Raw genomic sequence first — 3,544 nt, 5'->3', positions numbered from 1 at the left:
GCTGGTCCCCCGCGGCGAGCCGGGCGGCGAGGGCGCCGGTGAAGGCATCACCGGCGCCGGTGGTGTCAACGGCGTCGACCTTCGTGGGAGCGATGCGCGTGATCCGGCGGTCGGCGGCGGCGCACGAATCGAGCACCACTGACCCGTGGGCGCCCAGCGTGATCACGGACCGGCCCTGCCCGCGCTCGGCGAACTGGCGCAGGACCGGCTCCCATGCGGCAGCCTCAGCGTCGGCGGCAGGCATCTCGGCGCCAAGGAAGAGTGAAGCTTCGTGCGTGTTGACCAGCAGGACGTCGCTGAGGGCGGCCAGGCTCTGCGGAACCGCAGCGTAAGGCGAGAGATTGAGCAGGACGGTAGCTCCGGCGTCGTGCCCCGCCTGGGCGGCAGCTTCCACTGTCTCCAGCCCGGCCTCGAGGCAGAGGCAGACCACGGCGGCACCGTCGAAGGCATCCCGGGCGGCTGCGATGTCGGCCGGAGCCACCGTGCCGTTGGCGCCGGCAGAGTAGACGATGGTGTTCTCCCCCGCGGCGTCCACGGTGATCAGGGCGACGCCGGTGGGCACGCCGTCGGCGCGGCGCACCCGGGACACGTCCACGCCGGCCGCCGCGGCGGACGCGAGCAGCATGTCCCCGTTGGCGTCGCCGCCCACGGCACCGATCAGGCTGACGGCGCCGCCGAGCTGGCCCGCGGCGACGGCCTGGTTGGCGCTCTTGCCGCCCGCGTTCACGCCGAAGCCCTCGCCGTGCACGGTCTCGCCGGGGTTGGGCAGCCGCTCGGTGTAGATGGTCAGGTCCGCATTCAGTGAACCAACGACGACGATGCGTCCGTTCCCGGTCACTTCTCCACCTCCGCGTCAACAGGCTTGGGGATCAGCAGTGAGGCGGCGAAGGCGGCAATCGTGATGACCAGGCCGACGGTGACCACCGTCAGGTAGGAGCCGCGGTCGCCCAGCGCCGAGGTGCCCACGAGCACTGCGGGCAGCACCAGGAAGCTCAGCCCGGCGCCGAGGTTGAAGGCGCCAGCGTTCATGCCGGGCAGGAAACCGGGGTTGCCCGGGGGCGAGAGCACCACGCCGAGGCCGTTGAGCATGATGTTGGCGGTGCCGGCGTACATGATGCCCAGCAGCACGGTGCCGGTCACCATGAGCGGCAGGTTGTCCAGGCCGAAGAATACGATGATGGCCAGGGCCGCGATGCTGCCGAGCAGGCCGATGCGCAGCACCTTGTTGTACCCGAAGGTCGGGGCGAGGCGGCCGCTGATCGGGCCGAAGACCCAGCCCAGCAGGGCGTACGGGGTCAGGATCAGCAGCGCCGTCTCGGTCGGGCCGATGCCGAACCCTGGCGCGGCGGCCTGCACGTAGGCGGGCACAATCCCGTTGATCACGGCGAAGATGCCGGTCATGGTCAGGACCGTGGTGAGCAGCGGAGCCCAGGTGGAGCGCTGGCGCAGGTGGACGATCTCGACCATGGGCTGCTTCGCGTGCTTCTCCGTGCGCCAGAAGGCCAGGAACGCGGCGGCCGCGACGGCGATCAGCACCAGCGAAAGGAGCAGCGTGCCGGTGGAGAAGGCGCCGACCAGCTTGGCTGCCTCGTTCAGCGCAGTCAGCATGGCGCCGACGGCCACGACGATGAAGAACACGCCGCGCCAGTCCATCGCGGTGCCGGCCTGCGGCTTGCTCTCGTCGGTGAGCACGGCGACCAGGACCGCGGCGATCACAGCGAGGACCACCATCAGCCAGAAGATGCTGCGGAAGCCGTAGTGCTCGGCCATGTAGCCGCCGAGGAAGGAATCGACGCCGGCCACGCCGCCGTTGACGGCCAGGATGACGCCCATCATCGCGCCGTAGGACTTCGGATTGGCAACGGCGGTGCGCAGCATGATCAGGCACAGCGGCACGGTCGGCCCGCTGACGCCCTGGACGATGCGGCCGACGAACAGCCAGGTCACGTCCGGGGCGAGCGCGGCGATCACGGAACCGACCGCGGTCAGCAGCATCATGCCGACCAGGATCCGCTTCCGCCCGACCACGTCGCTCAGCCGCGGCAGGAAGAGGGAGAACAGCGCTGCGGTGGTGAAGAACCAGGTCTGCGACAGGCCGATGGAGGCCTGGTCCGTCTGCAGTTCCTCGCCCATGGTGACCAGCGCCGGGCTGAGCATGGAGGCGTTCAGCTGGAAGGCCACGCAGGCCGTCAGCAGGGCGGCCATCAGCGCGGCGGTGGTCCCGCGCGAGGTCTTCGTCTCGCGAAGAGTGGTGCTCACTACGCCACCGCCCGGGTGGGGGCCGCCGCAGAGGGACCGGCCGCCGTCGTCCGCGGAGAAACCGGCACTCCGGGCACCACGTCGCCGATGCGGATGAGTGCGTCGGTGACCAGGTTCCAGAACTTTTCGCGGTCGAGGTCCACGGCGACGGACGTGTGGCAGTCGGCCGGCGCCGGGGCGCGGAAGTCGGCCACGGTCATGCCCAGGGTCAGCGTGCCCTGCAATTCGATGTCGACCGGCACCTTGCGCGTGGTCATCACGCTCGGATCGATCACGTAGGCCACGGCGCACGGGTCGTGGACCGGCGGGTGGTCGAAGCCCTGCGCGTCCTTGTAGGTCTGCGCGAAGAAGTCCATCAGCTCGCGGACGAACCGGGCGGGGCCGGTGCCGACCGCCTCGATCTGCGCAACGACGTCCGGGGTGGCCAGCGCCTGGTGGGTCAGGTCCAGCCCGACCATGACCACGGGCCACTTCTCGTTGAAGACGATGTGCGCGGCCTCGGGGTCGATCTTGATGTTGAATTCGGCCACAGCGCTCCAATTGCCCACGTGATAGCCGCCGCCCATCAGCACGACTTCCTTCACGCGCTCGACGATCCGCGGCTCCTTGCGGGCGGCCATCGCGATGTTGGTCAGGCCGCCCGTCGGGACGAGCGTGACGGTGCCGGGCTCGTGCGCCATGACCGTTTCGATGATGAGGTCGACGGCGTGGCGCGGGTCGAGAGCGATCGCGGACTCGGGCTGGGCGGGGCCGTCCATGCCGGAGTCGCCGTGGATGTCCGGCGCGGTTTCGATGGTGCGCACCAGCGGGCGGTCGCAGCCGGCGGCGAAGGGGACGCCGGTAATGCCGGCGATAGTGCCCACGGAGAGCGCGTTTCGGGTGACCTTTTCCAGCGTCTGGTTTCCGACGACGGTGGTCACCGCGAGGAGCTCGATGTCCGGGTTGCCGTGGGCCAGGAGCAATGCCACGGCGTCGTCGTGCCCGGGGTCGCAGTCCAGGATGATTTTCTTGCGTTCACGGTTCATGGCGTTGGCGTCCATGGTTCTCTCCACGTCATCGGGGCCCGCAGAGGGCGGGTTCTTGAAACAGTCACAGTGAGTTTGGCACCTCACATCGGGATGCGTCAAACGCTTGACGAAGAGGGGCGTCAAACGCTTGATGCGCCGGTTGGAGTGAAGCGTCTACGATGAAGGTATGGATACCCGGGGGCCCTTCAGCAGCGCCAGAGCCGTCCACGCCGCGTGACAGCAGCCATGGTTGCGGCGCGCGCGGGCGTTTCGACAGC

General features: G+C 69.4%; 3 protein-coding genes. All 3 read right to left on the bottom strand.

Annotated elements, in window-relative coordinates; genetic code table 11:
• A partial coding sequence (locus D477_RS20290; protein ID WP_005274953.1) for a ribokinase occupies window positions 1-838 on the bottom strand: 838 nt, incomplete at its 3' end.
• On the bottom strand, window positions 835-2,205 hold the full coding sequence (gene uriT, locus D477_RS20285) for a uridine transporter UriT (protein WP_052510868.1): 1,371 nt from the start codon (window positions 2,203-2,205) through the stop codon (window positions 835-837). The genes D477_RS20290 and uriT, both read right to left, overlap by 4 nt.
• A gap of 53 nt (window positions 2,206-2,258) precedes the next feature.
• Entirely contained in the window at window positions 2,259-3,299 is a 1,041-nt protein-coding gene (gene uriH / locus D477_RS20280; RefSeq protein WP_005274949.1) for a uridine-preferring nucleoside hydrolase UriH, read from the bottom strand.
• Window positions 3,300-3,544 lie beyond the last annotated feature (245 nt).

Origin of the sequence: Arthrobacter crystallopoietes BAB-32 (assembly GCF_000328305.2) — a bacterium.
Lineage (GTDB): Bacteria > Actinomycetota > Actinomycetes > Actinomycetales > Micrococcaceae > Crystallibacter > Crystallibacter crystallopoietes_A.
The sequence above is the reverse complement of the archived record's forward strand: the minus strand, read 5'-3'. Positions and strand labels throughout refer to the sequence as shown.

Coding starts and splice junctions, on each gene's coding strand:
- uriT (WP_052510868.1), bottom strand. CDS start 2,205: ATGGCCGCCCTGCTGACGGCCTGCGTGGCCTTCCAGCTGAACGCCTCC.
- uriH (WP_005274949.1), bottom strand. CDS start 3,299: ATGGACGCCAACGCCATGAACCGTGAACGCAAGAAAATCATCCTGGAC.